We start from the raw sequence: 26,410 nt of genomic DNA on the forward strand, positions 1-26,410 counted from the left end.
CATGCCGACTCCTGTGCTCCGCTCCGTCCACGTCCATCCGGTGAAGTCCATGCGCGCGCTGGACCGCACGGAGGCCGAGGTCCAGCCCTGGGGGCTGGCCACGGACCGCCGCTGGGCGGTCGTCGACGCCGCCGACAAGGTCGTGACCCAACGCCGTCACCCCCTCATGGCGTTGGCCACGGCGCAGCCGCTGCCGGGCGGCGGGGTCGCCCTCTCCGCTCCCGGCCGGCCGATACTGGAGGTCGAGGTCCCGCACCCCTCGACCACCCTCACGATGGAGATCTTCGACAAGCCCGTGGAGGCGGTCCCGGCCGACCCCGCCGCGGCCGCCTGGCTCTCCGCGTATCTGGACAGCGACGTACGGCTCGTGCACATGGACGCGCCCGAGCACCGGCGTCCCGTCGATCCCGACTACGCGCTGCCCGGCGAGACCGTGAGCTTCGCCGACGGCTATCCCCTGCTCGTCGCCACCACGTCCTCGCTCGACGCGCTCAACTCCCTCATCGCGCAGGGCGACCACGCCGACGAGGGCCCGCTGCCCATGAACCGCTTCCGCCCGAACCTGGTCGTGGAGGGCACCGCGCCCTGGGCCGAGGACGGCTGGACGCGGCTCGCCGTCGGAGAGGTCACCTTCCGGGTCGCCCGGCCCTGCGGGCGCTGCGTCGTCACCACGACGAACCAGCTCACCGCGGAGCGGGGCAAGGAGCCCCTGCGGACCCTCGCGCGGCACCGCAAGAGCGACGGCCGCCTCATCTTCGGCCAGAACCTCGTCCCCGAGCACACCGGCACCGTCCGGGTCGGCGACGCCGTGAAGATCGTGGACTGACCCGGGGAACCCGGGCCGGGGACTCCGGGGGCGCGCCACGGACCACGGACCGACGGGCGGGGAACCCGGCCCGGGGTCACACTCGTTGGAGGAGCGGTTGACAACGAGGGGGTCCACACGTGCGCGCAGCCACCGGACTCTGGCGCTGGCGGCACAATCCCCTGCGCCGGACCACCGATCTCGTCGAGGCGTGGGTCGCCTTCGCGGCGGCCGTCCTGCTCTGCCTGGCGGTGCCGCTGACCGCCTGGGCGGCCGGCACCTCCGCGTACGGCTCGCTGTCGCGCGCGGTCCGCACGCAGCAGGAGCAGCGACTGCCGACGACCGCCCGGGTGGTACGGCTCGCCGACGGCCCCGTCAGCGGCCCCCGGTCCGTCGAGACGGCCGGCGAGGAGCGGCTGCGGCGCTCCGTCGTCGCCCGCTGGACGGCGCCGGACGGCTCGGCCCGCACGGGGACGGTGCCGACGGCCCGGCAGCACTCCGCGCCCGGCGCCGCGTTCAGGCTCTGGACGGACCGGGACGGGCGGCCGGTGGGTCCGCCCCTGCAGGCGTCGGCGGCGCGCGCGCACGCGGTCGTCGCCGGTCTGACGGCCGGGCTCCTCGCCGGCCTGCTGGTGGAGCTGGTCCGCCGCCTCGCCGTCCGGAGACTGGTGGTCCTGCGGCACGCGCGCCTGGACCGGGCGTGGGCCGCGGCGGGCCCCGACTGGGGCCGGACGGGCACGGGAAGCTGAGTCCGGCACGCACCTCGGACCGCGTTCGGGTGAGACCGCTCCGCGACCGGGTTCGACCGCTCCGGATCACCCGGGACCGGCGGTGACGCGTGTCCGGCACCACCCGGCGTCCGCTGCGGGCGCGGGCCGCCGACCCGTCAACCCGGGGGCGCCGCGCGCGCTACGGTGGGGCATCGGATCAGCGGCGAGGCATGAGGCGGGGGCAGGACACACCCATGGCACAGGGCACGGTCCAGGTGACGCACACCGGCACATCGCGGTGGCGGCGCCGCACGGGTGAGTACCCCTCTCTCGCCGCCGCCCTGGAGGCCGCGGGCGACGGGGACGTCCTCACCGTCGCGCCCGGCACCTACCGGGAGAACCTGGTGGTCCGGCGCGCCATCACCCTGCGCGGTCCCGAGGGCGGCGGCGGTTCGGTGCGGATCGCGCCCCCGGACGGGGTCCCGCTGACCCTCCGGGCCTCCGTCACCGTCCAGGACCTGCACATCGAGGGGCAGGACGTGGCCGCGCCCGCGCTGCTCGTCGAGGACGGCACCCCCGAGCTGCTCGACCTGCGCATCATGACCCGCTCGGCCGCGGGGATCGAGGTGCGGGGCGCCGCCCGCCCGACGGTCCGCCGCTGCACCGTCGACAACCCGGCCGGGGTCGGCATCGCCGTGCTCGACGGCGCGGGCGGGGTGTTCGAGGAGTGCGAGGTCGTCTCCGCCGGGCAGGCCGGGGTCTCGGTGCGCGGCGGGGCGCATCCGCGCCTGGAGCGCTGCCGGGTGCACCACGCCTCCGGCGCCGGCATCGCCGTGACCGGCGAGGGCAGCGGCCTGGAGGGCGTCGGCTGCGAGGTGTACGAGATCAAGGGCGCCGGGCTGCAGATCGCCGGCCGCGCCACCGCCCACCTCACCGACTCCTCCGTGCACCGCACCTCGGCGGACGGCATCACGCTCGACACGGACGCGGTGCTCACGCTCTCGGACTGCGACATCCACGACGTCCCGGAGAACGCGGTCGACCTGCGTTCGCGCTCGGTCCTCACGCTGACCCGGTCGACCGTCCGCCGCTTCGGGCGCAACGGTCTCTCGGTGTGGGACCCGGGGACGCGGGTGGACGCCAACCAGTGCGAGATCCACGACAGCACGGGCGACTACCCGGCGGTGTGGGTGAGCGACGGCGCGACCGCGGTCCTCGACGCCTGCCGGGTGCACGACGTGCCGGACGCGCTGTTCGTCCTCGACCGGGGCTCGCGCGTGGACGTCGTCGACAGCGATCTGACCCAGGTGCGGAACACGGCCGTGTCCGTCAGCGACGGAGCCACGGCCCAGCTCGACGACTGCCGGATCCGGGAGGCCTCCACGGGCGCCTGGTTCCGGGACCACGGCAGCGGCGGCACCCTCGGCGGCTGCACGATCGACTCCGTGCAGACCGGGGTCATCGTGACCAAGGGCGCCGACCCCACGATCGACCGGTGCGTGGTCACCTCGCCCGCCGAGGCCGGTTTCTACGTGTCGGCGGAGGGCCGCGGCTCCTTCCACGGCTGCCGGGTGACCGGCAGCGGCGGATACGGCTTCCACGTCACGGACGGCTGCCGCACGACCCTGCGCAAGTGCCGCACGGAGCGGTGCGCGCGCGGCGGCTACGAGTTCCCCGAGGAGGGCGCCAGCGCCGAGGACTGCACCAGCGACGAGAGCGCGGTCCGCTCCTCCGTGCCCGACGGCGGGACCGTCCTGACGGCCACGCAGTCGCCGGGACTGCTCGGCACGGTCCCTCCGCCGCGCGCCACCGTGCCGGCCGCCCCGGCCCCGCCGGAGCCGGCTCCGGATGCCCGTTCCTCGCAGGACGTACTCGGCGAGCTGGACGCCCTGGTGGGTCTGGAGAGCGTCAAGCTGGAGGTCCGGACCCTCACCAACATGATCGAGGTGGGGCGCAGGCGCCAGGAGGCGGGGCTGAAGGCGGCCTCGGTCCGCCGGCATCTGGTCTTCACCGGAAACCCGGGCACCGGCAAGACGACGGTGGCCCGGCTGTACGGCGAGATCCTGGCCTCGCTCGGAGTCCTGGAGCGCGGGCACCTGGTGGAGGTCTCCCGGGTGGACCTGGTCGGCGAGCACATCGGCTCGACGGCGATCCGCACGCAGGAGGCCTTCGACCGGGCGCGCGGCGGGGTGCTCTTCGTCGACGAGGCGTACGCGCTGTCGCCCGAGGACTCCGGGCGGGACTTCGGCCGCGAGGCGATCGACACCCTCGTGAAGCTGATGGAGGACCACCGGGACGCGGTGGTGGTCATCGTCGCCGGGTACACCGCGGAGATGGAGCGCTTCCTCACCGTCAACCCGGGTGTGGCCTCGCGCTTCTCGCGGACCATCTCCTTCGGCGACTACGCGCCGCAGGAGCTGCTGCGGATCGTCGGCCAGCAGGCGGACGAGCACGAGTACCGGCTCTCCCCCGGCACCGACGAGGCCCTCCTCACGTACTTCGAGAAGCTGCCGAAGGGCCCCGCGTTCGGCAACGGCCGCACGGCGCGGCAGACGTTCGAGTCCATGGTGGAGCGGCACGCGGGCCGGGTCGCCGAGCTCGCGGACGCGAGCACGGACGACCTGACCCTGCTCTACCCGGAGGACCTGCCCGAACTCCCCTGATCCGCCTCCTCGTCCGAGGCCCTCTGACGGGGAAGGGCGGGCGGGAGCCGGTCGAGGAGCTCCGAGCGGCACCGCGCGAACGCCGGGTCGGCCTGGTAGTCGGAGTGGCCCAGGATCGGTTCGGGCAGCGGGTGCGCGCGGGTGCGGCCGTACGCGACGGGGTCGAGGAGCACCGGCGCGTCGACGGGCGGCCGGCCCTCCTCCGCGGGCACCCGGACGGGGCCGCCGATGGGGTCGGTGGCGCGGTACAGATTGCTCCAGCAGTGCACGGTGCGGTTCAGGCCGCGCAGCGCCTCGGGGCCGAAGTACGCGGGGAACCAGCGGCCGTAGAGCCGCTCCAGGGGTGAGCCGTACGTGAGCAGCGCGACCCGTCTCCGGGTCGCGGGCCTCAGCTGCCAGACGGCGGCCGCGGCGAGGACGCTGCCCTGGGAGTGGCCCGAGATGACGAGCCGCCCGCCGGTGCCGCGGGTCCAGGAGTTCATCCGCCAGGTGAGGTCGGGAACCGCGCGCTCGGCGTAGCAGGGCGGGGCGAACGGGTGGGCCGCCCGGGGCCAGAAGGTGCCCACGTCCCAGAGGATGCCGATGGTGCGGCGGGCGGAGGCGTCCTTGTACGCGCGGCGGCCCCAGGTGACGAAGAGCAGGAAGCCCAGGCCGATCATCCAGGAGCCGAGCGCCTGGGTGACGGAGGCGAGGGAGGCGATCGCGGGATGGGCTCCGTCGAAGGCGCGGCCGGGGACGTTCCCGCTGGCCCAGGCACCGGCGACGGACCCGGCCCCGAGCAGCAGCGTCGCGCCGGAGATCACGCCGACGAGGACGGGCGCGGAGTCGGTGAGCGAGGCGCGGGCCCGGTCGGCCGCGATCTGTCCCGTGCGGACCGGGTCGCGCTCGGCGGCGGCGTCGTAGTCGGCCTCGACGGCGGAGCGCAGGCGCCGGGCGTCGACGAGGGTCCGCACGGCGAGGAGGGCGGCGGGCACGAGGAGCAGCAGGAGCAGCAGCGGGATGACGGAGGCCTGCCAGCTGAGGAGGACGGGCGGGCCGATCCTGGGACCCGAGTGGTCGCCCATGCCGGGGGTGGCGGGGCCGTCGAGCCAGTCCGCGACCCGCTGCGCCACTCCCCCGGACATGACCCCGGCGAGCGCGCAGGCGAGCATGGCGACGGCGGGCCCGCCGAGTCCCCGCAGCGCGGTACGGGGGTCCCTGCGGGGCCGCTGGAGGAGCAGGGCGACGACCCCGAGGACGACGACGAGACCGCCCTGGGCGAGGGTGAGCGCGCCGAAGACGGCGTCGCCGGGGAGGGTTCCGGACGAGGTCCAGCCGGGGCGGGACCAGCCGGCGTGCAGGGCGGCGAGCGCGAGCAGGATCAGGGACGCGGCGGGCAGCCAGGAGACGAGGGCCCGTTCGACGCGCAGGTCGAGGCGGCGCTCGCTGCGGCCGCGCCGGCAGACGACCCAGAGCACGACGAGCGCGAGGACCGCGACCGCGGCCCGCAGGCCCCAGCCGAGGACGGTACGGAGGCCGGGCGCGCCGGCGTCGTGGCGTGCGGTCGCCGTGACGAGGGCGGCGGCGACGGTGAGGAACCCGGCGGCGGTGTGGGCGGCGCGGAGGCGGGCGACGAGCCGGCGGCCGTACCAGAAGCCGGGGCGGCCGAGCGCGGGACGGAGCTCGACGGGACCGGCGGGGTCGGCGGCGTCCGCGGCCTCGGTGTCGGCCGGGGGCTCCGCGACGGGCACGTCGTATCCGGTGGGCGGGCGCTGGGCCTCGTAGGCGCTCCAGGTCCGGTTGGAGAGGTACCAGAGCAGTCCGACGAGCGCGGCGGGCACGAGGGCGGCGAGGGCGAGGCGGCGGCCCGGCACCGACCACCAGCCGCCCCGGCCGGCGGAGAGGAACCCGAGCCAGGAGTACCGGTCGGTGCACGCGGTGGTGGCGGCGCACTGCCAGGCCGTCAGGTCGAGCGCGACCTCGCACGCGGCGGCGGTCAGCAGGACGGTGAGGGTGAGGGCGACGAGCCGGACGAGGACGCCGTAGAGCCGCACGAGCCCCGGTCTGCCCTGCGAGGGAGGCCGCATCCAGTGCGCCAGGTTGGCCACCATGAAGGGCAGGAGCAGCAGCCACAGGGCCCGGGCGCCGTCGCCGGAGGTCAGGTTGGACCAGCAGTACGCCTCCGGGACGGGCCGTGCCGCGTACCGCTCGGGGTGGTCCTCGGCGTCGAGGTCCTCGCCGCGCCGGTACATCGCGGCGGTACGGTCGCCGGTGACCCGGACGGTCCTCGGGTCGTCGAGCATGTCCTGGGGGGTGGCTCCGCCGACTCCGTGGACGAGGAGTTCGAGCGCCGCGCCCCCGCTCTCCGGGGCGGGTGTGGCAGGGGACACTGAGGGGACTTCCTCTCAGAGTGGGAAGATGCGACGTCGGCAACAGGATCCCGGAAGGCCGTGCGACCGCGCACGGACTCTCACCGAATCCGACAATCATCCCCTTGTCTCCTGCGGAAGGACCGGCCCCGGCGGTGACTGACAACCAGAACCTCCTCGCGGAGCAGCGGCGTGCCCTGATCCTCGACGAGGTACGGCGGCGTGGCGGTGTACGGGTCAACGAACTGACCCGCCGTCTGAACGTCTCGGACATGACGATCCGCCGCGACCTGGACGCGCTGGCCCGGCAGGGCATGGTCGCGAAGGTCCACGGCGGGGCCGTTCCGGTGGTCGAGGCGAGCACCCACGAGCCGGGCTTCGAGGCGAAGTCGGTGCTGGAACCGAGCGCCAAGGACGAGATCGCCCGGACGGCGGCGGCCCTGGTCGCGCCGGGCACGGCGATCGCCCTGTCCGGCGGCACGACGACCTACGCGCTCGCCCGGCACCTGCTCGACGTGCCGGACCTGACCGTGGTCACCAACTCGGTGCGGGTCGCCGACGTGTTCCACGAGGCGCAGCAGACCGGCGGCGGGGGCGAGTCGCGGCGCGGCGCGGCGACCGTCGTCCTGACCGGCGGGGTGCGCACGCCGTCCGACGCGCTGGTCGGGCCGGTCGCCGACCGGGCGATCCGCTCGCTCCACTTCGACCTGCTCTTCCTCGGCGTGCACGGGGTGTCCGTGGAGGCCGGCCTCTCCACACCGAACCTGGCGGAGGCCGAGACCAACCGGTGCCTGATGCGCTCGGCGCGGCGGGTCGTCGTCGTCGCCGACCACACCAAGTGGGGCACGGTGGGCCTCAGTTCCTTCGCCTCCCTCGACGAGGTCGACACCTGGGTGACCGACCGCGGCCTGCCCGAGGGGGTACGGACCGAGGTGGCGGAGCACCTGCCGGGCCTCGTGGTGCCGGGCGAGGAACAGGCGTGAGCCTCGTCCGGATCGAGCGGACCGTGCCGCAGGCGCCGGAGGAGGTGTGGCTCAGGCTCACCGACTGGCCGGCGCACGGCCGCCAGGTGCCGCTGACGCGGACGCGGGTGCTGACGCCGGGGCCGAACGGGGCGGGGACGCGGTTCACCGCCCGGACGGGCATCGGCCGGCTGTCCTTCGACGACCCGATGGAGGTCGTGCGCTGGGAGCCCCCGTCGGCCGGCCGGCCCGGCGTCTGCCGCCTGGAGAAGTCCGGGCGGGTCGTACGGGGCTGGGCGCGGATCGAGGTGACGGAGGCGGCTGGGGGCGGCTGCCGGGTGCGCTGGACGGAGGAACTCTCGCTCCGGGGCGTGCCGCGGGCACTGGACCCGGTGCTCGCGGCGGCGGGCCGCGCCGTGTTCGGCCGCGCCCTTGACGGCTTGCTCCGGGGGACGTGACCACCGTTGCGGGCTGCGCCCCGCCCCGTTGTGGGCAATCGTTCCGCTGGGGCGGAACGGGTGGGCACAACGGAACGGCGCCCCGTGCCGCGCCCAGGCTCCCGCGCCTGAACCCGCACCACCGGTGACGGCTCCTGGTGGTGCGGGCCAGGGCGCGGAACGCAGAGGCGCCGCGAGAAGGCGCCGTCCCGTGTGCCCACCCGTCCCGCCCAGCGGGACGATTGCCCACACGGGCAGCGGGCGAGCGCCCACACGGCGGGCGCGGGCCCGCACGGGCACGGACGAAGGCCCACACGGGCGCGGGGGCGAAGGCTCGTGCGGGCTCTGGGATGTTGACGGGGTGTCAGCTATCGTGGCGGATTCATTCGCGCCCCGGGAGGCCCCATGCCGCGCCGACTGCAGCCGGTGGAGCTCGACTTCACCGCCTCCGCGCCCGTCCGTCTCGTCTTCGCCGCGACCCTCGCCGCGCCGCCCCCGGCCGTCTACCGGTCGGTGGCCGTGGAGGTGGGGAGCCTGCCGTCCTGGTTCACCGCCGTGACCTCGGCCGTACCGACCGGCGACGGCGCGGGCCGGACCGTGCGGCTGCGCGGCGGCATCGCGTTCGACGAGACGATCCTGGCGTCGGAGCCCGACCTCCGCTACGCGTACCGGGTGGACGTCACGAACGCGCCCGGCGTGACCGCCATGGCGGAGGAGTGGACCCTCTCGCCCACCGGCACCGGAACCCGGCTGTGCTGGACGATGGCCGCCGACGGCACCGCCCCGTTCCGGCTCGCGCTGCGCCTCGCGGCGCCGGGGGTCGGCTACTCGTTCCGGGACGCGGCCCGCCGGCTCGACCGGCGGCTCACTCCGGCCAGGCCCCCGTCGCGAGGAACCGCTCGATAGCGGCGGAGTACGGGGCGATGTCCAGTCCCTGGGCGGCCAGCCAGTCGTCGGAGTAGTACTTGTCGAGGTAGCGTTCGCCGCCGTCGCAGATCAGGGTGACCACGCTGCCGGTGCGGTCGTGGGCGACCATCTCGGCCACGATCTTGAAGGCGCTCCACAGGCCGGTGCCGGTGGAGCCGCCCGCCTTGCGGCCGATCGCGGTCTCCAGGGCGCGGACGGCGGCGACGCTCGCCGCGTCGGGGACCTTCATCATGCGGTCGACGGCACCGGGCACGAAGCTGGGCTCCATGCGGGGGCGGCCGATGCCCTCGATGCGCGAGCCGCAGTCGGCGGTGGCGTGGGGGTCGTGGTGCGTCCAGCCGTCGAAGAAACAGGAGTTCTCGGGGTCGGCGACACAGATCCGGGTGTCGTGCTGCATGTAGTGGACGTAGCGGGCGATGGTCGCCGAGGTGCCGCCGGTGCCGGCGGTCGCGACGATCCAGGCCGGCTCGGGGTAGCGCTCCAGCTTCAGCTGCTGGTACATCGACTCGGCGATGTTGTTGTTGCCGCGCCAGTCGGTGGCCCGCTCCGCGTAGGTGAACTGGTCCATGTAGTGGCCGCCGGTGCGCTCGGCGAGGGCCGCGGCCTCCTCGTACATCGTGCGCGAGTCGTCGACGAAGTGGCACTGCCCGCCGTGGAATTCGATGAGCCGGCACTTCTCGGGGCTGGTCGTGCGGGGCATGACGGCGATGAAGGGGACGCCGATGAGCTTCGCGAAGTACGCCTCGGAGACGGCCGTCGAGCCGCTGGACGCCTCGATGACCGGCTTTGCGGGCCGGATCCAGCCGTTGCAGAGCCCGTAGAGGAAGAGCGAGCGGGCGAGGCGGTGCTTGAGGCTTCCGGTCGGGTGCGTCGACTCGTCCTTGAGGTAGAGGTCGATGCCCCACTTCTCGGGGAGGGGGAAGCGCAGCAGGTGGGTGTCGGCGGAGCGGTTGGCGTCGGCCTGGACCTTGCGCACGGCCTCCTTCAGCCAGGACCGGTACGCCAGGTCGCTGCGGTCGACGTCGACGGTGGCCGCCGCGGCGGTCGCACTCTCGTGGGTGGTGCTCATCCGTCCCTCTCCTCGTGTGTCCCCGATGGACTCCCCCGGCACCGACAATACCGCTCTCACCTGGGCAAACGTTCCCTTTGACGATCCATAGGCCTGCCTTGTGGACGCGCTCGGGAAGCTCCTCGGAAGGGCTACTGGTGCGGGCGGCGACGGCCCGGCACACTGGGTACGGCAACCGGGTGAAAGGGGCGGATCGGCATGGCGGAGCCCGAGTTCAGCGCCAGGGGCGTGCGGATCGCGCGCTGGCCGCGCTCACTGACGCGCGCGGGAGAGGTGAGGATCGAGGACGGTCGCCTCGCGCTCCTCACGAGTTACGGCAGCGAGATCGACAGCGCGCCGGTCTCGGCGGTGCGGGCGGGACGCCCGTGGTTCGCGAAGTCGGACGAGACGGTGGCGACCGTGAACGGCACGCGGTACCGGCTGACCCTCCAGGATCACGACCCCGGCCGTGACAGCGGGTCACAGGCGTCGGGGCGCTTCCTCGCGGCGCTGCGGAGGGCGTCCGGGCGGTCCTGAGCTGCGAGGGCTCGCGGCGAGTTGCGGGGCGGTCACGGCTGGTCCAGGCTGGAACCCACCTCACTGAGGGTTCAGCGGTGGTGACGCTGCGATCGGGTCACCGCCCCCCATCTGTAGCGCATTGACAGATCCGAATCTTCGTCTTCTTCCGGACCACTTCGGGGAGTCGCAGCCGTGATCAGCGAGCCGAGCAGGTACTACGCGGTGGAGCTTCAGGCCCTGCCGTCGCGGATCGGACAGGTCCGCCGCATCATCTCCGCCCATCTCCGACATTGGCAGCTGGACGCCCTGATCGACCAGGCCGTCCTGGGCGTGACCGAGCTTCTGACGAACGTGCACCGCCACGCCCGGCCGGACAAGCACTGCACGGTGGAGCTCGAGCTGCTGCTCGACCGGCTCACCGTCTCCGTCCGGGACCACGACCCCCGGATCCCCGAGGTGTGTCCCGTGGACGCCTTCGGCCCGGTGGACGACCTCGACGCGCTCGCCACCTCCGGGCGGGGGCTCGGCATCGTCGGCGCGGTCAGCGAGAGCTGGGGCATCCGGCCGTGCGGAGCCGACGGCAAGGTCGTGTGGTTCACCCTCACGGCGCCGCCCGTCGGCGGCCCCGTCGGGGAGTGCGCGCACGCCGGATGCGGCGCGACGGCCGAGGTGCCGCTCGCGGGCGTCGGCTACAGCCGTCTTCCGGGCGTTCCGCTCAGCGCGCCGGCCGAGCCGGTGCCGGCCCCGTCGGTGGCCCGCCCGGTCCTGGCGGGCCGGGCGGGCTGACGGGGCGGGGTTCCGGGGCGGTCACTCCGTGGCGATCGCCCGGAGGATCTCCAGTCGGGCCGCCCGGCGGGCCGGGCGCCAGGCCGCCACGGCCCCCGCCACCAGACCCACCAGGGCGACGGCGGCGAGCCGCACGGCCGGTACGGCGAACGCGAGGGCGCTGTCGTCCGAGCCGCCGGAGGCACGCACGAGGACCCAGCCGAGGAAGGCGCCGAGGGTGAGCCCGCCGACCGTGCCGAAGGCGGCGACGAGCACCGACTCCCAGCGGACCATCGCCCGCAGCTGCGCCCGGGTCTGCCCGACGGCCCGCAACAGGCCCAGCTCGCGGGTGCGTTCGTGGACGGAGAGGGTCAGCGTGTTCGCGATGCCGAGCAGGGCGATGAGGACCGCGAGCGCGAGGAGCGCGTAGATCAGGGTGAGCATCATGTCGATGCCGCCCGCCGAGGCCGCCGCGTACTCGTCGCGGGTCTGCACCTCCGGACGGCCGTACCGGTCGGCGGCCTTCGTCACGGCAGCCTTGCCCTCCGCGGCGCCGACACCGTCCTTGAAGGACACGGCGACGAGCCGGTCGGCGTCCTGGGTGCGGTGCGGGGCCCAGGCCGCCCGGGTGACGAGGTAGTCGCCGGCGAGGTCGGCGCGCTGGTAGACGGCGCGGACGGTGAAGGTGTGGCTGCTGCCGTCGGTGAAGGTCAGGACGGTGGTCCGGCCGGGTGCCAGACCGGATCCGGCGGCCTCGTCGGCGGCGACGGCGATCCCGTCCGTGCCGAGTCCGGCGAGGGAGCCCCTTACCTCCCCCAGGTCCAGTGTGCGGGCGAGCGCGGCCGGGTCGGTGACCGTGAGCGCGCGGCCCCGGCCGTCCACCTCCGCGACGCCCCGCCCCAGGCCCACGGCGGTGTCGACCTCGGGCAGCGCGGCGACGGCCGGGGCGAGCCGGGGGCTGAGCCCGCTGCCGCCCGCCCCGAACGAGGGCGTGCCGATGGCCACGTCCCCCGCGAAGGAGCGGTCGACGGTGCGGTCCATGGTCGCCTTCAGGGAGGCGCCGAAGACCGTGAAGAGGGTGACGACGGCGACGCCGATCATCAGGGCGGTGGCGGTCGCTGCGCTACGGCCGGGGCTGCGCAGGGCGTTGCGCCGGGCGAGGCCGCGGTTGGTGCCGCGCAGCGGCCGGCCGAGCACCCGTACGGCGAGCGTGGCGGCGACCGGTCCGAGCACCACGAACGCGGCGACGGCCGACGCGGCCCCGATCGAGGCGAGCCACAGCGACGGCGTGCCGAGGACCCCGGCGAGGACCGTGCCGACGCCGGCCGCGAGCAGCGCGCCGCCGGTCAGCGCGCGGCGGCGCGAGGTGCCCGAGGCGTCCACGTCCGTCTCGCGGAGCGCGGCGAGCGGGGCCGTGCGTCCGGCCCGTACGGCCGGCAGGAGCGCCGAACCGGCGCAGACCGCGAGCCCGACGCCGAGCGGCAGCAGGAGGGAGGTGCCGGTCACGACGAGGTCGCCCTCGGGGAAGGGGAAGCCGATCGCGGGGAACAGGGCCTGGAGTCCGGCGGCCACGCCGATCCCGGTGAGCAGCCCCGCGAGGGAGGCGAGGAGTCCGACGGCGAGTGCCTCGGCGAGGGTGCCGGCGACGACCTGGCGGCGGGCGGCGCCGAGGGCGCGGAGCAGGGCGTTCTCTCGGGTCCGCTGGGCGACGAGGACCGCGAAGGTGTTGTGGATGGTGAAGACGGAGACGAGGACGGCGACCCCGCTGAACACGAGCAGGAAGGTGGTGAAGAGGTTCAGGAAGCGGCCGGAGACCATCTGCGTGTTCTCCTCGGCGGCCTGCTGTCCGGTGATCGCCTCGACGCCGTCCGGCAGCGCGGGCGTGAGCGCGGCGACCAGCTCGTCCTGCGAGACGCCGGGCCCGGCGCGTACGGCGATGCCGGTCGCCTCGCCGGGCCGGGCCGTCAGGTACTTCTCGGCGTCCGCGCGGGTGAGGCCGGTCCAGGTGACCTGCCCCATGCCGTCGGCGCCGCCGAAGGTGGCCAGGCCGACGACGGTGACCTTCACCGGGTCGGGGGTGCGCAGGACGGTGGTGTCGCCGACGGCGAGACCGGCCGCCTTCGCCGCTCCCCGGTTGACGACGACCTGGCCGGGGGCGTTCGGTGCGTGGCCCTCGGCGAGCCGGTACGGGTTGAGGGCGGGGTCCTCGATCCAGTTGCCCGCGAGGGTGGGCGGGCCCTTGCCGCCGACGGGGGTGCCGTCGGCGGCGAGGAGCTGTCCGGCGCCCTCGATGCGGGGTGCGGCGGCGGCGACCCCGGGGACCGTGGCGAGCCGTTCCGCGAGGGCCGCGTCGACGGGTCCCCGGGTGCCCTGGGCCTCGCCGGCGGCGGTCACGGTGGTGGCGCTGCGGACGACGGCGTCGGTGCCGCGGGTGGCGCTGGTGAACATCGAGTCGAAGCTCGACCGGAGGGTGTCGCCCATGACGAGGGTGCCGGTGAGGAAGGCGACGCCCAGGAGGACCGCTGCGAAGGTGCCGAGGAAGCGGCGCCGGTGCGCGCGGAGGGAGGAACGGGCGAGGCGGAGGGTGGCGGGGGTGTTCATGGCGTGCCTCCGGGGACCATGGTGACGCCCGTGTCGAAGGCCTTCATGCGGTCGAGGACGTGGTCGGCCGTGGGGCGGGTCATGCGGTCGACGAGCCGGCCGTCCGCGAGGAAGATCACCTCGTCGGCGTGGGCGGCGGCGACCGGGTCGTGGGTGACCATGACGACCGTGCGGCCGGTGTCGCGGACCGTGCGTCCGAGCAGGCGCAGGACCTCCTCGCCGGACCGCGAGTCGAGGTTGCCGGTGGGTTCGTCGGCGAAGACGACGTCGGGGTCTCCGGCGAAGGCCCGGGCGACGGCGACCCGTTGCTGCTGTCCGCCGGAGAGTTCGCCCGGCCGGTGGTGGAGCCGGTCGCGCAGGCCGACGGTGTCGACGAGCCGGTCGAACCGGTCGCGGTCGACGGTGTGTCCGGCGAGGTCGAGCGGGAGGGTGATGTTCTCGGCGACGGTGAGGGTCGGGAGCAGGTTGAAGGCCTGGAAGACGAAGCCGATCCGGTCGCGGCGCAGCAGGGTCAGCCGCCGGTCGTCGAGGGTGGACAGGTCGGTGTCGCCGACGAGGGCGGCGCCGGAGGTGAGGGTGTCGAGTCCGGCGGCGCAGTGCATGAGGGTGGACTTGCCGGATCCGGAGGGGCCCATGACGGCGGTGAAGCGGCCGGCGGGGAAGCCGACGCTCACCCCGTCGAGGGCCCTGACCTCGGTGTCGCCGCGCCCGTAGACCTTGACGGCGTCGACGACCCGGGCGGCGGGGAGAGGGGCGGGGGTGGTCATGTCCGGCGCCTCTTCTGGTCCGCGGCGCGGCCGAACTGCTCGTCCAGGACGCTCAGGCGCCGCCAGTACTCGTCCTCGTCGATCTCGCCGGCCGCGAACCGGTGGCCGAGCAGGGCGATGGGCGAGTTCTCGTCGGGTCCGGCGTCGCGGCGCGAGCCGGGTCCGGAGCCCGGGCCGAAGCCGCGTCCGCGGCGCCATCCGGCGCGGCGCAGGACGGTGACGACCCCGACGACGACGGCCGCCCAGACGAGGGGGAAGAAGAGGACCCACGGGCCGGGGCCCGCGTGGGCGAGTGTGTTCATGACGGTTCAGCTCCTCCGCTGGGGGTGCGGTTGTTGTCCGTGGTCCGAGCGTCGCTCCGGGAGGGGGTCCGGGTCGTCGTACGGGCAGCGGCTTCCGGCGTACGCCACGGGGAGTACGCCGCCGCGCGGGACCTGCTTCCGTTCTGTACCTACTGGTATGCGCGGCGGAGGAGCCGGGGGCCGCGGCCGAAGCGGTCCTGGGCGGCGGGGGCTCGGCGTACGCCCGCGTCGAGGCGTACCTGCTGCGTGAGCCCGACGTCCTGCGCGGCTGTCCGATGGGACGGCCGGCCATGGACCCGGAGGTGATCGCCCCGGTCGAGGAGGTGCTCGGGCGCGTGCGCGGCAGGCTCGCGGACGTCGTCAGGGGTGCACGCGATGCGGTACGAGAGGCAGACGCTCCCCGCGCACCGGTCGGGGATCCGACCGATGTGCCAGGGAAGGTACGGCGGCAGGCGACTCGTGAGCGGGTTCGGACAGGGGGCCAGGTCGACGCACGCGATGTCGGCGACGTCACCCCGTACGAGGCCCGGACCCACGCCGGCGGTCGAAGCGGCGGCGCTCTTGCGCGTGCTCCACATCGCGATCGCGGAGTCTGTCGAGGGCCCCCGGGGCTGAACTGCCAACCCTTGCGTCCCTGTTGCCTGTCACGTAAAGTCAACGCCGCGTGTATCGGCTGGAAAACCTCGCACGCGCCAACCCTTCCCGAAAGGACCAACTGATCGTATTCGGCCTGGCCGCAGTGGCACAGGCACAGGAGCTGGACTGCCTGCTCCTAGCTGGAGACCGCACCTACGGGTGAGGCATGTCTCCATGCAATACGCATCAGTGACACTCGGGAGGAAACAGCGTGACGTCCAGCGGCACCACCACCACTACCTGCGCACACCCGGTTCGCGACATCATCATCGTGATACTCGTCGGCGCGGTGGTCGGCCTTCTCTCCTTCATCGCCGTAACCGACCTTGGTGGCACCGTTCTTGACGGCCTGACCAAGGCCGGAACCGCGTGCCTGGCGGTCACCTGTGCCGGCATCGCCATGCTCCAGTACCTCAAGCGCGGCTGACGTCTTCGCGAGGGGCGACCCGACGGGGTCGCCCCTCCGACGCGCGGAGTGCCTCAGCGCAGGCTCGGACGTGCCGACGACTTCGGCTGCCGCCTGGTGGTGCGGCCCCCGGCGGTGAGGCTCAGGCCACCGCGACGAGCGTGAGGTAGGCGATGCCGAGGGCGCGCCGGTAGCCGCCCAGCCAGCTCGAACGCTGCCGGTCCACCCGCTCGCGCGTCTCGGCGGCCAGCGGATGGTCCGGGTGGGCGGCGAGCCAGACCTCGGTGTCGTACCGGTAGCCGGACTCGAACTCCTCCCACTCCTCCGCGCTCGCCGTCTCGATCCACGCGGGCCGGAATCCCGCCTCGATCGCGAGGTCGACGAGCCCTTCGAGGGAGTGGTGGTCGCCGGCCTTCGCCCCGGGCCACATCCGGGCGAGCTCCTCCTCGGTGGGCGTGTGCTCCCAGAAGCCCTCGCCGAGCACGACCCGCCCGCCGGGCCGGACCAGCCGGCGCAGTTCGCGCAGCGCGACGGCCGGGTCGTGCAGCTCGGGGTCGCAGAGGGCCTGGCTGGACCCGAGACAGAGGATCGCGTCGACGGGGCCCCGGTCGGTGCCGCGCGCCGACTCCTCGACGAAGGCCACCCGCTTCGCGAGCCCGCGTTCCTCGGCGAGCGCCCGGCCGCGGGCCAGGTCCTCCGCGTTGATGTCGATCCCGACGCCCGTGGCGCCGGGCGCCCCTTCCAGGACGCGGAGGAGCAACTCGCCCCATCCGCAGCCGATGTCGAGCACGTCGGCCGGGGCGGTGGCGGCGAGCCGCCCGATCATGCGGGTGGCGCGGGCCTCGGAGAGCGGGCCGTGGAAGTCGAGGCTGCCGAGGCGCGGGGGAAGACCGGCTGAGGAATCGGAAGTGATCATGGGGAGGAACGGTACGTCGCACCGAGTCCCCCGCGCACCCGTTTTCCGACGGCGTCCGCGCCGGAGCGCGGCTAGCCTGGAAGACGTGTACACCACGCGCGTGTCCCGTCACGTCGACGCCCCCGCCTCGGTCGTCTACCGGTCGCTCCTCGATCCGGACGCCGTCGCCCGCTGGCGGGTCCCGTACGGCATGACCTGCGAGGTCCATGCCTTCGAGGCGCGCGAGGGCGGCGCCTTCCGGGTGTCGCTGCGGTACGACTCACCCGACGGCGCGGGGAAGTCGGGGGGCCGTACGGACACGTACCACGGCAGTTTCCTGGAGCTCGTGCCGTACGAACGGGTCGTCGAGAGCATCGAGTTCGAGACGCCGGACCCCCTCCTGCACGGCACCATGATCGTCACGACGACGCTGACGGCGATCGGCGACGGCACCGAGGTGTCGGTCGCGCACGAGGGGGTGCCGGAGGTCGTTCCGGCCGCCGAGAACGAGACCGGGACGCGCATGGCCCTGGACCGGCTCGCGGCTCTGGCGGAGGGCCGGCCCGATCCGGGCGGAAGCTGATCGGCGACGGCCCCGTCCGCCTGGAGGCCTGTCGGCGCCCGGCCCGATCCGTCTTGAGGCGATGGGCGGCGGCCCGCCGGTGGCTGGAGGGCCGACCGGCCGGCCGGCGTTCAGACCGTCTCGGGCCCCAGGGCCGCCAGCGGGTCGTCCAGGACCGGCTGCCAGGCCAGTTCGGCCGCGCCGACCAGGCTGTTGTGGTCCAGGGTGCACGGGAGGATCGGCACCCCGCCGCTGCGGCCCCAGAGGCTGCGGTCGGCGACGACCGCGCGGAGCCGCTCGGGGTCCGCGTCGAGGAGCTCGCGGTGGAGCCCTCCGAGGATGATCCGGTCCGGGTTGAGGATGTTCACGAGGCCGGCGAGGCCGAGGCCCAGGCGGTCGATCAGCTCCCCCACCGCGACCCGGACACCCGGGTCGTCCGGGCTGGTTCGCAGCAGGTCGCGGGACTGCTGGAGCAGCGAGACCTCGGGGCCCGGGACCCGGCCCGCGGCCGTGAGGAACGCGAGCGGGTCGGTCTCGACGTCGACGCAGCCGCGGCTGCCGCAGTGACAGGGCCGGCCCTCGGGATTGACCGTGACGTGGCCGACCTCCAGGGCCAGGCCGGCACTGCCGGTGTGCAGGCGGCCGTCGAGGACGAGCGCCCCGCCGACGCCGCGGTGACCGGTGGCGACGCAGAGCAGGTCCCGGGCGCCGCGCCCCGCGCCGTGGCGGTGCTCGGCCAGGGCCGCGAGGTTCACGTCGTTGCCGGTGAAGGCGGGGCCTTCGATGCCGGCGGCCCGTACCCGCTCGGCGAAGATCTCCCGTACGGGCGCTCCGGCGGGCCAGGCGAGGTGGAGCGGGTTGAGCGCCGTCCCCTCGGGTTCGGCAACGGCGGACGGCGCCGCGAGTCCCGCGCCGACGCAGCGGCGGCCGCTCTCGGCGAGGAGCGCCGCGCCCGCGTCGACGACGGCGCCGAGGACCTGTGCCGGGTCGGCGGAGACGGTGACGCAGCCGGGTGCCGTGGCCACGATCGTGCCGCCGAGGCCGACGAGGGCGGCCCGGAAGCCGTCGGCGTGGACCTGGGCGGCAAGGGCGACGGGGCCCTTCTCGTCGACGGCCAGGCGGTGCGAGGGCCGTCCCTGGGAGCCCGCGGCGGCACCGGGGTTGGAGTCGACGCGGATGAGCCCGAGGGCCTCCAGCTCGGCGGCGACGGCGCCCGCGGTGGCCCGGGTGACGCCGAGCTCGGCGGTGAGGACGGCCCTGGTCGGGGCCCTGCCGGTGTGCACCAGTTCCAGCGCGGGGCCGAGCGCGTTACGCCCCCTGTCCAGCCGTGTCCGGGTCGTCGTCGCCTTGCCGTTCATGGGGGTGAGTCTCCCATGATCGGGCCCGCCCGCCGTCCCCGCCCGGTTGATTCCCCCGCCGCCCGCCCCCTATCCTGAGTTTGTGCCGCTACTAAACAAAGTACGGACGGCCGTAACGGGGGGACCCGGCGGAGACACCGCCACCCGCTCCCTGCCCCGCCTCCGCTCCGCCCTGACCCTCTTCTTCGCCCTCGACGGCTTCCTGTTCGCCGGCTGGGTGGTCCGGATCCCCGCCGTCAAGCAGCAGACCGGCGCCTCGGCCGGCGACCTCGGCCTCGCCCTCCTCGGCGTGTCAGCCGGCGCGGTGATCACGATGACGCTGACCGGACGGCTCTGCCGCCGGTACGGGTCCCACGCCGTCACGGTCGCCACCGCCGTCCTCCTCTCCCTGTCGGTCACCCTCCCGGCGCTCACCCGGTCCCCGCTCGCGCTCGGCCTCGTCCTGCTCGTCTTCGGCGCCGCGTACGGCGGCATCAACGTCGCCATGAACAGCGCCGCCGTGGACCTCGTGACCGCGCTGCGCCGGCCCGTCATGCCCAGCTTCCACGCCGCGTTCAGCCTCGGCGGCATGCTCGGCGCCGGACTCGGCGGGCTGCTCGCCGGAAGCCTGTCCCCCACCGCCCATCTCGCCGGACTCGGCCTCGTCGGGCTCGCCCTCACCGCCCTCGCCGGGCCCGTGCTCCTGCGCCACCCCTCGCCCGTGCGCCCCGAGGCCCTCCCGTCGCCGTCCGGCGCCGCCTCCCCGGCCGGCGGGTCCCGCCGTACCGTCCTCGTCTTCGGCGTCATCGCGCTCTGCACGGCGTACGGCGAGGGGGCCCTGGCCGACTGGGGCGCCCTCCACCTGGCACAGGACCTGCACGCGCACCCCGGCGTGGCCGCCGCCGGCTACTCCGTCTTCGCGCTGACCATGACCGCCGGCCGCCTCTCCGGCACCGTCCTGCTCGAACGCCTCGGCCAGACCCGCACCCTGGTCGCGGGCGGCACGACCGCCGCGGCCGGCATGCTCCTCGGCGCGCTCGCGCCGAGCGTCTGGGCCACGCTCCTCGGCTTCGCGGTCACCGGTCTCGGCCTCGCCAACATCTTCCCCGTCGCCGTGGCCCGCGCGGGCGCGGTCGCCGGACCCGGCGGGGTCGCCACCGCGTCCACCCTCGGCTACGGGGGCATGCTCCTCGGCCCTCCGTCGATCGGCTTCCTCGCCGACTGGTTCTCCCTGCCGGTCGCCCTCACGACCGTCGCGGTCCTCGCGGCCGGCGCGGCCGCGATGGGCTACTGGGCGCGCAACGCGGGAGCCGCGGGGGCGAATTGATCCGTGCCGGTCGTCGTCCGCCTGCCAGAATCCGATCCATGGACACCCTGACGATCACGGAGCACATCGACGCCCTGGAGGCGGCCGGCCGCGGCCTCGCGGAGGCCGCGGAGAAGGCCGGGCCCGACGCCGAGGTGCCGACCTGCCCCGGGTGGCGGGTCCGCGACCTCCTCCGCCACACGGCCATGGTCCACCGCTGGGCCACGACCCTGGTGGCCGAGGCCCGCACCTCGTACCACCCCGGCGACGGCGAGACGACGCTCGACGGACCCGAGCTGCTCTCGTACTTCCGCGCGGGGCACGCCGGTCTCGTCGCCGCCCTGCGTGCCGCGCCGGACGCGCTGGAGTGCTGGGCCTTCCTGCCGGCACCCTCCCCGCTGGCCTTCTGGGCCCGGCGGCAGGCGCACGAGACGACCGTCCACCGCGCCGACGCCGAGTCCGCCCTCTCCGGCGGCCCCGGGCCGGTGGATCCGGCCGTCGCCGTCGACGGCGTCGACGAACTGCTCGGCGCCTTCCACTCGGGCGAACGCAGCCGGGTGCGCCCCGAGGAGCCCCGCACGCTGCGGCTGCGGGCGACCGACACCGGCGACGTCTGGACGGTGCGCCTGACCCCGACGGAGCCCCCGCGGACGGAGCGGGGCGCGCAGGGGCCCGCCGACACCGAACTGAGCGGCCCCGCCGACCGGCTGTACCTGACCCTCTGGAACCGGCTCCCCGCCGGCGCGGTGACGGTCACCGGCGACGCGGACCTCGCCCGGCTGTGGCGGGAGACCTCCGCGATCACCTGAGACCGGGCGGGTCAGGCCGCGCCGCCGAGCGGTGCGAGGTCGGGCTCCACCCAGGCGGCCCGGGCCTCGGCGGACGCCAGCGTGGCGGGCCGGTAGAACCGGGCGAGCAGGTCCTTGTCCAGCAGTTCGGCGTGGGCCCCGGCGAACGCCGCGAAGTCCGGCAGTCCGCTCTCCCGCTCACGCCGGGCCACCAGCTCGACCCAGGCCCGGGTCATCGTGACGTGGACCTTCTGCGGCGCTCCCGCGGCGGTCGCGGTGCGCCGGATGCCCTCGCCGACGAGGGCGACGGCGCCGGGCATGCCGACCCGGCGCACCGCCAGCCAGGTCAGGTGGACGTGCTCGCGGTGGCCGAAGCCGCCGGTGGCCGCCATGGCCTCGGCCATCAGCTCCCGGAAGAGCGCGACGTCCTCGGGGGTGCCGTGTGCCGTCGTGGTCACGCGGGCACCTCCGCGAGCGCGCGCAGGACCGTGTGGAATCCGGCGACGGCCTCGGCGGGGAGGCCGTCGAGCGCGCGGGTCTCCACCTCGTCGAGGGTCCGGCGGATGGTGGCGGCGGTCAGGCGGCCGGACTCGGTCAGTTCCACGAGCACGACCCTGCGGTCGCCCGGGCGGGGGCCGCGGGTGAGGTGACCGCGGCGCTCCAGCCGGTCGAGCACGCTGGTCAGCGTGGTCGGGCGGGTGCCGGCGGCGGCCCCGAGCTCGGAGACCGTGCGGCCCCGGCCGTCCGCGAGGATGGCGAGCGCGTTGGTCTCGGACGGCGTCAGATCGAGGTCGACGAGCTCGGCGGCGAGGATCTGGAGGGTGGCGTGGGTCGCGCGCTGGAGTGCCAGGATCGCGGAGCCCTCGGAGGGCGGGGGAACAGAAGTCACGAGATCGGAATATACGATTTCGTAGGATCGGCTCGCAAACGGCTCCGCCGACGGGCCGGCCGGGGCTCAGCCCAGCCAGCCGGGCCGGACCAGGCCCGACTCGTAGGCGAGCACGACGAGTTGGGCGCGGTCCCGGGCGCCGAGCTTCACCATGGCGCGGCTCACGTGGGTCTTCGCCGTGAGCGGGCTCACCACCAGCCTGCGGGCGATCTCCTCGTTCGACAGGCCGATGCCCACCAGGGCCATCACCTCCCGCTCCCGCTCGGTCAGGGCGCCCAGCGCGGCCGTCGCCGCCGGGGCCTTGGAGCGGGCCGCGAACTCCTCGATGAGCCGGCGGGTGACGCCCGGGGAGAGGAGCGCGTCCCCGTGGACGACGGCGCGCACGGCCCGCAGGAGCTCCTCCGGCTCGGTGTCCTTGACCAGGAACCCGGAGGCACCCGCGCGGATCGCCTCGAAGACGTACTCGTCGAGCTCGAACGTGGTCAGCATGACGACCCGGACCCCGCCGAGGCCGGGGTCGCCGGTGATGTGGCGCGTCGCCTCCAGGCCGTCGAGCCGGGGCATCCGGATGTCCATGAGGACGACGTCGGGGCGCAGGGCGCGGACCCGTTCCAGCGCCTCGGCGCCGTCGGCGGCCTCGCCGGCCACCTCGATGTCGGGCTGGGCGTCGAGCAGCGCGCGGAACCCCGCCCGTACCAGCGACTGGTCGTCGGCGAGCAGGACACGGATCACGGGGTTCCCTCCGGGCGCAGCGGGAGCACGGCGTGGACGCGGAAGCCGCCGTCCGGGCGGGCGCCCGCCTCGATCGTGCCACCGAGGGCGGCGGCCCGCTCCCGCATTCCGGCCAGTCCGTTGCCGCTGCCGCCGGCCTCCGTGCCGGTCGCGGGGCCGTCGTCGTCGACGGTCAGCTCCAGGCCCGCGGCACCGCGTCCGATCCGCACCCGGGCCGTGCGCGAACCGGAGTGGCGCACCACGTTGGTGAGCGCCTCCTGCACGATCCGGAAGGCGGCGAGGTCGGCGCCGGGCGGCAGCGCGGCCCGGGGGCCGCTGGTGGCGACGGTGACGGTGAGGCCCGCGGCGGCGGCCTGTTCGACGAGTTCGGTGAGCCGGCCGAGCCCGGGCGCCGGGGCGCGTGGGGCGTCGCCGGGGGTTCGGAGGGTGGCGAGGACCTGCCGGACCTCGCCGAGCGCCTCCTTGCTGGCGGCCTTGATGGTGGTCAGCGCGGTCCTGGCCTGCTCCGGGTCGGAGTCCAGGAGGGCGAGGCCCACGCCCGCCTGGACGTTGATGACGGAGATCGAGTGGGCGAGCACGTCGTGGAGTTCGCGGGCGATGCGGAGCCGCTCCTCGTCGGCGCGGCGCCGCTCGGCGGCGGCCCGTTCGGCCCGCTGCTGCGCCCCCTGTTCACGCCGCACCCGGACGGCCTCGGAGGCGGCGAGCACGGCCACGGCGAACGCCGCGGCCGGCAGCTCCTGGCCCCAGGGCGCGGGCCCGTCACCGGCCGGGGGCAGCCATCGGTAGAGCCAGTGCGAGAGCAGCAGGTGCCCCGCCCAGACCAGGCCGATGGCCCACCAGGCGGCGGTCCGGTGACCGTGCACGACGGCCGCGAAGCAGGCGACCGCGATCATGACAAAGACCGGGCCGTACGGGTATCCGGCCGCCAGGTAGCCGAGGGTGACGGCCGCGACGGCGAACGCCACCGGCACGGGCCTGCGGTGACGGAACAGCAGCGGGACCGCCCCGAGCAGGAGCAGCGCCCGTCCGGCGGCGTCGAGCGCCTCCCGGCCGGGCTGGTTCCGCGCGGAGAATCCGGTCCCCACCATGACGAGGACGGCGATCAGCAGCGTCGACCGCCACGGGAGACCGCCGCCGCGCCCCCACCGCTCCCAGGGCCCGCGCGGCCGCTCCTCGTGCATCCCGGCGTCCATACCGGTCACGCTAGCCGCGCCCGCCCCGCGCGCACGTCAGCCCGGCGGGGTGGTCGCGCCTACTCCCCCGGGAGTACGAGGCCGGGGCGGGGCGGAGGCGGCGGCGCCCCGTCAGCCGCGCGGGAGCAGCCCCACGTCCTGGCCCAGGCGGCGGGCCGCCGCCGCGAAGAAGGTGTCGCGGTCCTCGACGACGCGGTGGAACTGCCCGAAGACCTCGAAGGAGACGAGCCCGAAGAGCTGCGCCCAGGCGGCGACGAGCGCGACGGCCAGGGCCGGGGGGAGGTCGGGGGCGAAGTCGGCGCTCATGCGGGCGGCCTCGGGGCGCAGGTCGTCGGCGAGCGGCGGGAGGGCGACGCCCTCGCCCGCGTGGGCCGCGCGGGCGATCTCGATGAGGACGAGCCCGACGCGGGAGGCGGGGACGACTGTGTCCTGGGGGGCGGTGTAGCCGGGGACCGGGGATCCGTAGATGAGGGCGTACTCGTGGGGGTGGGCGACGGCCCAGGCGCGGACCGCCCGGCAGACGGCGGTCCAGCGGTCCAGGGGGCGGTCCGCCCCGGCCTCTGCGGCGGCCCGCTCCGCGGTGGCGCCGACGGCGTCGTAGGCGTCGACGATGAGGGCCGTGAGCAGGTCGTCCCGGCTGGGGAAGTAACGGTAGAGGGCCGAGGACACCATGCCCAGCTCGCGGGCGACGGCCCGCAGGGACAGCTTGGCCGCTCCTTCGGCGGCGAGCTGGGTGCGGGCCTCGTCCTTGATGGCGGCGGTGATCTCGATGCGGGCGCGGGCGCGGGCTCCTCGAACGGTCGTCATGGAGAGCAGTGTGCCACTTTCGGAGCACTGGAACGAAACGAGAGCACCGCTCTTGCTTGTGAGCACCGAACCGTGCACACTGATCTCAAGCGAGAGCAGTGCTCACGCATTGAAGCCCAGGAGGCCCTCATGTCCGCTCAGCCCGCCGGCTCCACCCCCGCCACCCCCGCCGCCCACGTCATGAAGCCCGGCTGGTTCACGGTGAACGTCTTCAACCGCGCCGTCGCCTGGATGACCCGCCGCGGCATCAGCGTCTGGGGCTCCCGCGTCCTCGCCGTCCGGGGCCGCAAGAGCGGCGAATGGCGCCGCACCCCCGTCAACCTCCTGACCGTGGACGGCGCCCAGTACCTCGTCGCCCCCCGCGGCCACGTCCAGTGGACCCACAACATGCGGGCCGCCGGCGGCGGGCAGCTGCACCTGGGCAAGCACGTGCAGGAGTTCACCGCCGTCGAGGTCGCCGACGACGACAAGCCCGCCCTGCTGCGCGCCTACCTCAAGCGCTGGAAGGCCGAGGTCGGCGTCTTCTTCGACGGCGTCGGCCCCGACTCCTCCGACGAGGAGCTGCGGGCGATCGCACCGAAGCACCCCGTCTTCCGCGTCACGACGACGGGCCCCGCCACCCCGGCGGCGTGAGCCGGCCGGGGCAGCGGAGCCCGTGTCCGTCGATCCGCGGCGCGCGCCGCGGTCAGACCTCTTCCGGCGCCTCCGGGGACTTCGTGTCCTCCGCCTCGGACTCCGCGCGCTCGCGCGCGCTGACGCCCCGCCCCGCCGGGCCGACACCGGACGTGGTGTCCATCCGCTTGTCGAGGAGCTCCAGGGCCCGCCGGGCCAGCCCGTTCGAGCGGACCATGCCGCCGAGCGTGGCCGCGCCGCGGGTGATGTCCGCGAAGGCGTTCCAGGCGGGCCGCACGCCGGTGATCGTCGCGTGCAGCAGGCCCGGTCGCCGCTCGAAGACGGCGAGCATCCGCCGCCCGACCGCCATCTCGACCCCGAGCCCCGCCTTGATGGCGAAGGCGTAGTTCAGGGCCTGGCGGCGCGCGTCGACCGCGTCGCTCGACTCCGCGACCCGCACCGCCCACTCACCCGCGAGACGGCCCGAGCGGAGCGCGTACGAGATGCCCTCGCGCGTCCACGGCTCCAGGAGACCCGCCGCGTCACCGCAGACGAGGACCCGGCCGCGGGAGAGCGGCGAGTCGTCGGTGCGGCAGCGCGTCAGATGGCCGGAGGAGATCGTGGGCTCGAAGCCGGCGAGGCCGAGCCGGGCCACGAAGTCCTCCATGTACCGCTTGGTGGCGGCGCCCTCGCCGCGCGCCGAGATGACGCCGACGGTCAGCGTGTCGCCCTTGGGGAAGACCCAGCCGTAACTGCCGGGCATCGGACCCCAGTCGATGAGGACCCGCCCCTTCCAGTCCTCCGCCACGGACGGCGGCACGGGGATCTCCGCCTCCAGGCCGAGGTCGACCTGACCGAGCTTCACCCCCACGTGAGCGCCTATCCGGCTGGCGCTGCCGTCGGCGCCGACGACCGCGCGCGCGAGGACGGTCTCGCCGTCGGCGAGGACGACGGCGACCGTGCGCCGGTCCGGGACGGACGGACCGTGCTGCTCCACCCGGGTCACCGTGGCACCGGTCCGCAGTTCGGCGCCCGCCTTCTGGGCGTGCTCGACGAGCTGCGCGTCGAACTCCGGACGGTTGATGAGCCCGAAGAGCATCCGGCGCGAGCGGCGGGTGCGGGCGAAGCGTCCGTCCAGGGAGAAGGTGACGGCGTGGACCCGGTCCTGGAGGGGCAGTTCGAAGCCCGGCGGGAGCGAGTCGCGCGACGGGCCGATGATGCCGCCGCCGCAGGTCTTGTACCGGGGCAGCTCCGACTTCTCCAGGAGCAGCACCCGGCGGCCCGCGACGGGCGCCCCGGCCCCCCCGGGCCCGCCCGCCCCGCCCCCCCCCCCCCCCACCCCCCCCCCCACCCCGCCCCCCCCCCCCCCCACCCCGGCCGGCACCCACACCGC

General features: G+C 75.1%; 27 protein-coding genes. 13 read left to right on the forward strand and 14 right to left on the reverse strand.

Going from position 1 to position 26,410, the window contains the following annotated elements; translation table 11 throughout:
- The first annotated feature begins 1 nt into the window (after position 1).
- The 3 genes from ACFV2S_RS14755 to ACFV2S_RS14765 all read left to right on the forward strand — a co-directional run bounded on the left by ACFV2S_RS14755 (position 2) and on the right by ACFV2S_RS14765 (position 4,178).
- A complete protein-coding gene (locus ACFV2S_RS14755; protein WP_385557945.1) occupies positions 2–826 on the forward strand; it encodes an MOSC domain-containing protein in 825 nt (274 codons plus the stop codon).
- Between the two features lie 119 nt (positions 827–945).
- Positions 946–1,554 (forward strand): hypothetical protein, encoded by a 609-nt coding sequence (locus ACFV2S_RS14760; protein ID WP_385557948.1) that lies wholly within the window; start codon positions 946–948, stop codon positions 1,552–1,554.
- Positions 1,555–1,769: 215 nt separating this feature from the next.
- Positions 1,770–4,178 (forward strand): right-handed parallel beta-helix repeat-containing protein, encoded by a 2,409-nt coding sequence (locus tag ACFV2S_RS14765; protein WP_385557951.1) that lies wholly within the window; start codon positions 1,770–1,772, stop codon positions 4,176–4,178.
- Here ACFV2S_RS14765 and ACFV2S_RS14770 read toward each other — a convergent pair.
- Positions 4,148–6,547, reverse strand: a complete 2,400-nt coding sequence (locus ACFV2S_RS14770) for a hypothetical protein (RefSeq protein WP_385557954.1) — start codon at positions 6,545–6,547, stop codon at positions 4,148–4,150. The two genes, ACFV2S_RS14765 and ACFV2S_RS14770, sit on opposite strands and share 31 nt — an antisense overlap.
- 134 nt (positions 6,548–6,681) lie before the next feature.
- Here ACFV2S_RS14770 and ACFV2S_RS14775 point away from each other — a divergent pair, with 134 nt between their 5' ends.
- The 3 genes from ACFV2S_RS14775 to ACFV2S_RS14785 all read left to right on the forward strand — a co-directional run bounded on the left by ACFV2S_RS14775 (position 6,682) and on the right by ACFV2S_RS14785 (position 8,831).
- Complete coding sequence (locus ACFV2S_RS14775) at positions 6,682–7,509, forward strand: DeoR/GlpR family DNA-binding transcription regulator (RefSeq protein ID WP_385557957.1); 828 nt, start codon at positions 6,682–6,684, stop codon at positions 7,507–7,509.
- A complete protein-coding gene (locus ACFV2S_RS14780; protein WP_385557960.1) occupies positions 7,506–7,946 on the forward strand; it encodes an SRPBCC family protein in 441 nt (146 codons plus the stop codon). Before ACFV2S_RS14775 ends, ACFV2S_RS14780 begins: the two co-directional genes overlap by 4 nt.
- A 384-nt stretch (positions 7,947–8,330) precedes the next feature.
- Positions 8,331–8,831, forward strand: coding sequence for an SRPBCC family protein (locus tag ACFV2S_RS14785; RefSeq protein WP_385557963.1), 501 nt, complete (start codon positions 8,331–8,333; stop codon positions 8,829–8,831).
- On the opposite strand, the gene ACFV2S_RS14790 is transcribed toward ACFV2S_RS14785, so the two are convergent.
- Entirely contained in the window at positions 8,791–9,921 is a 1,131-nt protein-coding gene (locus ACFV2S_RS14790; RefSeq protein WP_385557966.1) for a PLP-dependent cysteine synthase family protein, read from the reverse strand. The two genes, ACFV2S_RS14785 and ACFV2S_RS14790, sit on opposite strands and share 41 nt — an antisense overlap.
- A 198-nt stretch (positions 9,922–10,119) precedes the next feature.
- On the opposite strand from ACFV2S_RS14790, the gene ACFV2S_RS14795 reads away from it, so the two are divergent.
- A complete protein-coding gene (locus tag ACFV2S_RS14795) occupies positions 10,120–10,437 on the forward strand; it encodes a hypothetical protein (RefSeq protein WP_383801993.1) in 318 nt (105 codons plus the stop codon).
- A gap of 174 nt (positions 10,438–10,611) precedes the next feature.
- Positions 10,612–11,205 carry an ATP-binding protein gene (locus ACFV2S_RS14800; protein ID WP_385557970.1) on the forward strand — a complete coding sequence of 198 codons (594 nt, stop codon included), beginning with the start codon at positions 10,612–10,614 and terminating at the stop codon, positions 11,203–11,205.
- 21 nt (positions 11,206–11,226) lie between these two features.
- Here ACFV2S_RS14800 and ACFV2S_RS14805 read toward each other — a convergent pair whose 3' ends face one another.
- The 4 genes from ACFV2S_RS14805 to ACFV2S_RS14820 form a co-directional block, all read right to left on the reverse strand.
- Complete coding sequence (locus tag ACFV2S_RS14805) at positions 11,227–13,785, reverse strand: ABC transporter permease (protein WP_385557973.1); 2,559 nt, start codon at positions 13,783–13,785, stop codon at positions 11,227–11,229.
- The gene (locus ACFV2S_RS14810) at positions 13,782–14,552 is read right to left on the reverse strand and encodes an ABC transporter ATP-binding protein (RefSeq protein ID WP_385557976.1); all 771 of its coding nucleotides are present in this window, start codon (positions 14,550–14,552) and stop codon (positions 13,782–13,784) included. The genes ACFV2S_RS14805 and ACFV2S_RS14810 overlap by 4 nt, the downstream gene beginning before the upstream one ends.
- Positions 14,549–14,854: an SHOCT domain-containing protein gene (locus ACFV2S_RS14815; protein ID WP_385557979.1), complete on the reverse strand. Its 306-nt coding sequence runs from the start codon at positions 14,852–14,854 to the stop codon at positions 14,549–14,551. Before ACFV2S_RS14815 ends, ACFV2S_RS14810 begins: the two co-directional genes overlap by 4 nt.
- Positions 14,855–15,003: 149 nt before the next feature.
- Positions 15,004–15,432 (reverse strand): hypothetical protein, encoded by a 429-nt coding sequence (locus ACFV2S_RS14820; protein ID WP_385557982.1) that lies wholly within the window; start codon positions 15,430–15,432, stop codon positions 15,004–15,006.
- A 269-nt stretch (positions 15,433–15,701) separates the two neighbouring features.
- Here ACFV2S_RS14820 and ACFV2S_RS14825 point away from each other — a divergent pair, with 269 nt between their 5' ends.
- The gene (locus tag ACFV2S_RS14825; RefSeq protein ID WP_385557985.1) at positions 15,702–15,917 is read left to right on the forward strand and encodes a hypothetical protein; all 216 of its coding nucleotides are present in this window, start codon (positions 15,702–15,704) and stop codon (positions 15,915–15,917) included.
- 121 nt (positions 15,918–16,038) lie between these two features.
- Here the strand turns inward: ACFV2S_RS14825 and ACFV2S_RS14830 are convergent, their stop codons facing one another.
- Positions 16,039–16,812, reverse strand: coding sequence for a methyltransferase (locus tag ACFV2S_RS14830; protein ID WP_385557988.1), 774 nt, complete (start codon positions 16,810–16,812; stop codon positions 16,039–16,041).
- A gap of 85 nt (positions 16,813–16,897) precedes the next feature.
- Here ACFV2S_RS14830 and ACFV2S_RS14835 point away from each other — a divergent pair, with 85 nt between their 5' ends.
- Positions 16,898–17,374: an SRPBCC family protein gene (locus tag ACFV2S_RS14835; RefSeq protein WP_385557991.1), complete on the forward strand. Its 477-nt coding sequence runs from the start codon at positions 16,898–16,900 to the stop codon at positions 17,372–17,374.
- Between the two features lie 110 nt (positions 17,375–17,484).
- Here ACFV2S_RS14835 and ACFV2S_RS14840 read toward each other — a convergent pair whose 3' ends face one another.
- Positions 17,485–18,711 (reverse strand): ROK family protein, encoded by a 1,227-nt coding sequence (locus ACFV2S_RS14840; RefSeq protein ID WP_385557994.1) that lies wholly within the window; start codon positions 18,709–18,711, stop codon positions 17,485–17,487.
- Positions 18,712–18,793: 82 nt separating this feature from the next.
- Here ACFV2S_RS14840 and ACFV2S_RS14845 point away from each other — a divergent pair, with 82 nt between their 5' ends.
- Both ACFV2S_RS14845 and ACFV2S_RS14850 read left to right on the forward strand, forming a co-directional pair.
- Positions 18,794–20,017, forward strand: a complete 1,224-nt coding sequence (locus ACFV2S_RS14845) for an MFS transporter (RefSeq protein ID WP_385557997.1) — start codon at positions 18,794–18,796, stop codon at positions 20,015–20,017.
- 47 nt (positions 20,018–20,064) lie between these two features.
- Positions 20,065–20,805 (forward strand): maleylpyruvate isomerase family mycothiol-dependent enzyme, encoded by a 741-nt coding sequence (locus tag ACFV2S_RS14850; protein ID WP_385558327.1) that lies wholly within the window; start codon positions 20,065–20,067, stop codon positions 20,803–20,805.
- Between the two features lie 11 nt (positions 20,806–20,816).
- On the opposite strand, the gene ACFV2S_RS14855 is transcribed toward ACFV2S_RS14850, so the two are convergent.
- From ACFV2S_RS14855 to ACFV2S_RS14875, 5 genes are all read right to left on the reverse strand, one after another.
- Positions 20,817–21,242, reverse strand: a complete 426-nt coding sequence (locus ACFV2S_RS14855) for a hypothetical protein (RefSeq protein WP_385558000.1) — start codon at positions 21,240–21,242, stop codon at positions 20,817–20,819.
- The gene (locus tag ACFV2S_RS14860) at positions 21,239–21,673 is read right to left on the reverse strand and encodes a MarR family winged helix-turn-helix transcriptional regulator (RefSeq protein ID WP_385558003.1); all 435 of its coding nucleotides are present in this window, start codon (positions 21,671–21,673) and stop codon (positions 21,239–21,241) included. The genes ACFV2S_RS14855 and ACFV2S_RS14860 overlap by 4 nt, the downstream gene beginning before the upstream one ends.
- Positions 21,674–21,739: 66 nt before the next feature.
- Positions 21,740–22,405: a response regulator gene (locus ACFV2S_RS14865; protein ID WP_383797714.1), complete on the reverse strand. Its 666-nt coding sequence runs from the start codon at positions 22,403–22,405 to the stop codon at positions 21,740–21,742.
- Positions 22,402–23,586, reverse strand: coding sequence for a sensor histidine kinase (locus ACFV2S_RS14870; protein ID WP_385558330.1), 1,185 nt, complete (start codon positions 23,584–23,586; stop codon positions 22,402–22,404). The genes ACFV2S_RS14865 and ACFV2S_RS14870 overlap by 4 nt, the downstream gene beginning before the upstream one ends.
- A gap of 123 nt (positions 23,587–23,709) precedes the next feature.
- Positions 23,710–24,405 carry a TetR/AcrR family transcriptional regulator gene (locus ACFV2S_RS14875; RefSeq protein ID WP_385558006.1) on the reverse strand — a complete coding sequence of 232 codons (696 nt, stop codon included), beginning with the start codon at positions 24,403–24,405 and terminating at the stop codon, positions 23,710–23,712.
- 129 nt (positions 24,406–24,534) lie between these two features.
- Here ACFV2S_RS14875 and ACFV2S_RS14880 point away from each other — a divergent pair, with 129 nt between their 5' ends.
- Positions 24,535–25,038: a nitroreductase family deazaflavin-dependent oxidoreductase gene (locus ACFV2S_RS14880; protein WP_385558009.1), complete on the forward strand. Its 504-nt coding sequence runs from the start codon at positions 24,535–24,537 to the stop codon at positions 25,036–25,038.
- Positions 25,039–25,090: 52 nt separating this feature from the next.
- Here the strand turns inward: ACFV2S_RS14880 and ACFV2S_RS14885 are convergent, their stop codons facing one another.
- Positions 25,091–26,356, reverse strand: coding sequence for a geranylgeranyl reductase family protein (locus ACFV2S_RS14885; RefSeq protein WP_385558012.1), 1,266 nt, complete (start codon positions 26,354–26,356; stop codon positions 25,091–25,093).
- Positions 26,357–26,410: the final 54 nt, after the last annotated feature.

The organism is Streptomyces sp. NPDC059695 (genome assembly GCF_042733785.1).
Lineage (GTDB): Bacteria > Actinomycetota > Actinomycetes > Streptomycetales > Streptomycetaceae > Streptomyces.

Excerpts from the sequence above, each read along its gene's own strand:
- ACFV2S_RS14755 (WP_385557945.1), top strand. The coding sequence starts at position 2 with ATGCCGACTCCTGTGCTCCGCTCCGTCCACGTCCATCCGGTGAAGTCC.
- ACFV2S_RS14765 (WP_385557951.1), top strand. The coding sequence starts at position 1,770 with ATGGCACAGGGCACGGTCCAGGTGACGCACACCGGCACATCGCGGTGG.
- ACFV2S_RS14785 (WP_385557963.1), top strand. The coding sequence starts at position 8,331 with ATGCCGCGCCGACTGCAGCCGGTGGAGCTCGACTTCACCGCCTCCGCG.
- ACFV2S_RS14790 (WP_385557966.1), bottom strand. The coding sequence starts at position 9,921 with ATGAGCACCACCCACGAGAGTGCGACCGCCGCGGCGGCCACCGTCGAC.
- ACFV2S_RS14795 (WP_383801993.1), top strand. The coding sequence starts at position 10,120 with ATGGCGGAGCCCGAGTTCAGCGCCAGGGGCGTGCGGATCGCGCGCTGG.
- ACFV2S_RS14805 (WP_385557973.1), bottom strand. The coding sequence starts at position 13,785 with ATGAACACCCCCGCCACCCTCCGCCTCGCCCGTTCCTCCCTCCGCGCG.
- ACFV2S_RS14810 (WP_385557976.1), bottom strand. The coding sequence starts at position 14,552 with ATGACCACCCCCGCCCCTCTCCCCGCCGCCCGGGTCGTCGACGCCGTC.
- ACFV2S_RS14815 (WP_385557979.1), bottom strand. The coding sequence starts at position 14,854 with ATGAACACACTCGCCCACGCGGGCCCCGGCCCGTGGGTCCTCTTCTTC.
- ACFV2S_RS14820 (WP_385557982.1), bottom strand. The coding sequence starts at position 15,432 with ATGTGGAGCACGCGCAAGAGCGCCGCCGCTTCGACCGCCGGCGTGGGT.
- ACFV2S_RS14830 (WP_385557988.1), bottom strand. The coding sequence starts at position 16,812 with ATGATCACTTCCGATTCCTCAGCCGGTCTTCCCCCGCGCCTCGGCAGC.
- ACFV2S_RS14840 (WP_385557994.1), bottom strand. The coding sequence starts at position 18,711 with ATGAACGGCAAGGCGACGACGACCCGGACACGGCTGGACAGGGGGCGT.
- ACFV2S_RS14870 (WP_385558330.1), bottom strand. The coding sequence starts at position 23,586 with ATGCACGAGGAGCGGCCGCGCGGGCCCTGGGAGCGGTGGGGGCGCGGC.
- ACFV2S_RS14875 (WP_385558006.1), bottom strand. The coding sequence starts at position 24,405 with ATGACGACCGTTCGAGGAGCCCGCGCCCGCGCCCGCATCGAGATCACC.
- ACFV2S_RS14880 (WP_385558009.1), top strand. The coding sequence starts at position 24,535 with ATGTCCGCTCAGCCCGCCGGCTCCACCCCCGCCACCCCCGCCGCCCAC.